Origin of the sequence: Shewanella sp. AC91-MNA-CIBAN-0169, from assembly GCF_040310165.1 — a bacterium.
GTDB lineage: Bacteria > Pseudomonadota > Gammaproteobacteria > Enterobacterales > Shewanellaceae > Shewanella.
This window is the reverse complement of record NZ_JBEOPM010000053.1, coordinates 1-3,103: the sequence shown is the minus strand read 5'-3', so window position 1 is coordinate 3,103 and position 3,103 is coordinate 1. Positions and strand designations below refer to the sequence as shown.

At 36.1% G+C, this 3,103-nt stretch carries 5 protein-coding genes; 3 read left to right on the top strand and 2 right to left on the bottom strand.

Annotated features, from left to right (window positions below; translation table 11 throughout):
- Positions 1–51 precede the first annotated feature (51 nt).
- Together AAEY98_RS22040 and AAEY98_RS22035 are read right to left on the bottom strand one after the other, a co-directional pair.
- Positions 52–303 carry an Arm DNA-binding domain-containing protein gene (locus AAEY98_RS22040; RefSeq protein ID WP_351019669.1) on the bottom strand — a complete coding sequence of 84 codons (252 nt, stop codon included), beginning with the start codon at positions 301–303 and terminating at the stop codon, positions 52–54.
- A complete protein-coding gene (locus tag AAEY98_RS22035; protein WP_502959659.1) occupies positions 296–637 on the bottom strand; it encodes a hypothetical protein in 342 nt (113 codons plus the stop codon). Before AAEY98_RS22035 ends, AAEY98_RS22040 begins: the two co-directional genes overlap by 8 nt.
- Before the next feature lie 16 nt (positions 638–653).
- Between AAEY98_RS22035 and AAEY98_RS22030 the strand changes: the two genes are divergently transcribed.
- The 3 genes from AAEY98_RS22030 (at position 654) to AAEY98_RS22020 (ending at position 3,044) form a co-directional block, all read left to right on the top strand.
- On the top strand, positions 654–878 hold the full coding sequence (locus tag AAEY98_RS22030; RefSeq protein ID WP_342860251.1) for a helix-turn-helix domain-containing protein: 225 nt from the start codon (positions 654–656) through the stop codon (positions 876–878).
- Between the two features lie 119 nt (positions 879–997).
- Entirely contained in the window at positions 998–2,455 is a 1,458-nt protein-coding gene (locus AAEY98_RS22025) for a sigma-54 interaction domain-containing protein (RefSeq protein WP_351019665.1), read from the top strand.
- 310 nt (positions 2,456–2,765) lie between these two features.
- The gene (locus tag AAEY98_RS22020) at positions 2,766–3,044 is read left to right on the top strand and encodes a hypothetical protein (protein WP_351019662.1); all 279 of its coding nucleotides are present in this window, start codon (positions 2,766–2,768) and stop codon (positions 3,042–3,044) included.
- The last annotated feature ends 59 nt before the right edge of the window (positions 3,045–3,103 follow it).

Genomic DNA, 3,103 nt, shown 5'->3' with positions numbered 1-3,103 from the left:
TCCCACCAAAGCAAAAACTGGCACTAGTGGCCTAAGTCTCTACTTTTGATCTCAGCTAAAAATGGGGAGATTACCCACCTTTAGGTCAAATTCCGAGAATTGACAACATCGTGAACTTGAAGGGAAGTAAGACTTAAACACAAATCGATTTAAACGGATCTCTGCTTCGATTGTATTTAAAATACTCGTCATTTTTGATCTATTTAAACGGTTATCAATCAGAACTGTTTGCTCTCTACAGCGGATCCCCTCATAAGTGAAATCGAAAAATAGTTTTCCTTCACGAGCTCTTATATTACCCATGGCAAACACCTCCTCTTGCCATTGGGACAACTAATCTATTTGGTTCTGTTTTCCTAAAAAGCTCTCGTTCAATTTCTTCCCAAATGTAAAAAACTTTTCGCCCACCAAAAGGCTTAATGTAATGAACTCCTTCAAAGAACACATTATCTTTCAATGTGTGGTTGATATATGCCGCACTAAACTTTATTCTTTGAGAAAGTTCTTTCGCATTAAGTAATGTTTGTTTCATATAAACCTCATTATGTTCTTGCAATGCTTTATTTGTTCTTTGTGGGAACATTAAAGCATCTGTTGATTGTTCTTGCAAGGAACATTTTGTGTTGTTTTGGCTCATTTAGAGGTTAAATAAAGTGATTAGGTTTAAAATCAAAGAGTTAATAGCAGAAAAAGAATTTAAAGAACGAAGGAAAATCACTTTGCAGGAGGTCGCTGATTCGGCTGGGGTGAATAGAACGGCGTTATCTAAGATGATGAATCCGAGCTATCAGTACTCAACAACGACAAAAGCGATCGATTCACTATGTCAGTATTTTAGTTGTAAAGTAGACGATATTATTGAGTATGTTGAGGAGTAATTAAAAACAGTTCATGGTAATAATAATTATTTAATGTAATCTTATTTACTGATTCTTAATATGAGTACCCATGGATGCATACTCTTCTTACTTGGCTAGGCACTAAAGACCTAGACAACATGCTTAATGATACAAATGCTGCAATCAGTACAATTGCAGCTAAATCTGAACAACCCTTTGATAAAATTGTAATCTTGTCGAACAAAGACGAAGACAAATGGTCTCATTTCGAACGTTTTCTTAAAAAACGTATGGCAATTGCTAATCGTCCTGATCAAGATATTCAAGTACACAAAGCTCATATCGATAGTCCGATTGATTACCTATCTATCGCAAAAGTCACCGATAAATGGATTTCTAAGCTAAGCGATGAAGCTGACACACTATCGATAAACTTAACCTCTGGTACGCCAGCAATGACAACACTTTCAGTGCTTATTGGCAAAGGTAAGTCCAACACGCATTTCTTACAAGCAACGCCCAGTAATGAACTTATTCTAGTCAAAATACCGCTGGATTTTGCCCAAGCCTATGTTCAATCAGCATCTAAAAGTATTGCCTTCAAAGCAACATCTGAACCTAACTTTCATCGCGCGTTTAATAATTTAACCAACCATTCAAGCGCAATGAAAATAACCGTATCCAAAGCGCAGAAAATTTCCGCTTCAGAAGTGCCGGCTTTGATCTTGGGTGAAACAGGTACCGGTAAGGAGTTAATGGCCAATGCTATACATCTCGGTAGCCTTCGATCTAGCAAGCCTATTCGAATTATTAACTGTGGTGCATTAGCAGAAAATATTGTCGACTCGACATTATTTGGCCACAAAAAAGGAGCGTTTACTGGTGCTGAAAAAGATCACCCAGGCTTATTTGAACAAGCAGATGGCGGAACTCTTTTTTTAGACGAAGTAGGTGAGTTGCCGCTCAGTGTGCAAGTTAAATTACTTCGAGCCCTGCAACAAGGTGAAATAACTCGACTAGGAGATACCAAAAGTATCTTCGTTGATGTTCGTATTATTGCAGCAACACACCAAGATTTATCCTTGTTAGTATCTCAAGGTAAATTTAGAGAAGATCTTTTTTATCGATTAGCTGTCGGTATCATTGAAATGCCTGCTTTACGCAACCGCATTGAAGATATACCCAGTATAGTCACTCAGCTTGTAGATCAAATCAATCAATCGAGTTCAAAGCACCCAAGCTACAAAAGTAAACAAATTTCCGAAAAGGGAATTAATTTAATTTGCACCCAATCATGGCCAGGTAATATTCGTGAGCTATGGAGCACATTAAACAGAGCGTTTTTGTGGTCAGATACAACAATTATCAATGATGAAGATATCTTTAAAAGTTTAATTAAGAGGCAAAAAAACAATATATCTGACGATCTTTCAATGACAATTAATGATATAGTCGATATAGTGCAAATCACTGATGACATTCAAAAAAAATATGTTAAAGCAGCGTTAAAGGCTTCAGGATATGTCAAAAAGAAAGCAACAATAATGCTTGGGTTAAAAGATCATCAAACGCTAACAAATTGGATGAAGCGTTTAAATATTGAAACTGATAGTTAAACAGTGGCAATCAATTTGGCATTGTTATTGCGTAATATGGATATTAAGGAAAAGACAGGGAATGAGGAAATCAATGAAGCTACACTTCGAAACACAAATCCATGAGCTTGCTAAACTCAATATCCAGTCACTGAAAGTCATACAACATTATTTGTTGTTAGAATTCTTCGCTTCAAAATCTTACCTAAGTTCAAAATCCTTTAGCATTCCTGTAAAAATACATCTTGATGGATAACGCAATATAAGATTCAATCTAGTGACTCATTAGTTGTAAGTTATTATAAAATATCATTATTAAAGTTGATTAAATATGAAGCTTAACGATATTGTAAATAGAATTGTATTAATAAATAGAGCGTGGAAAGTAGCTAAAGAAGATCCATCTCCGCAACTTAATACGCTGTTAGCTAATAGATTAAAAAATCAAAAATCAGCTTGGCAGATAGAGCTATTTAGGAGCTTTCCTGAACAAGTATGGTTTAAAAAGGACTTGGACAACTATCCCGACGGCAGTGTTTTTAGTGTCCGATGGATGGACAATCCGATTACATCTTCCGATGGAGATATAAAGCCCCCTGTGTCAGGATAGTTGTCGCCTCAATTAATTTACAAATAAACAGGGAGCGGTAAGTTACAGCAAGTGAATTA

Bases quoted from the DNA above. Each gene is read 5' to 3' on its own strand.
- AAEY98_RS22025 (WP_351019665.1), top strand. From the start codon at position 998: ATGCTTAATGATACAAATGCTGCAATCAGTACAATTGCAGCTAAATCT.
- AAEY98_RS22040 (WP_351019669.1), bottom strand. From the start codon at position 303: ATGGGTAATATAAGAGCTCGTGAAGGAAAACTATTTTTCGATTTCACT.
- AAEY98_RS22020 (WP_351019662.1), top strand. From the start codon at position 2,766: ATGAAGCTTAACGATATTGTAAATAGAATTGTATTAATAAATAGAGCG.
- AAEY98_RS22035 (WP_502959659.1), bottom strand. From the start codon at position 637: ATGAGCCAAAACAACACAAAATGTTCCTTGCAAGAACAATCAACAGAT.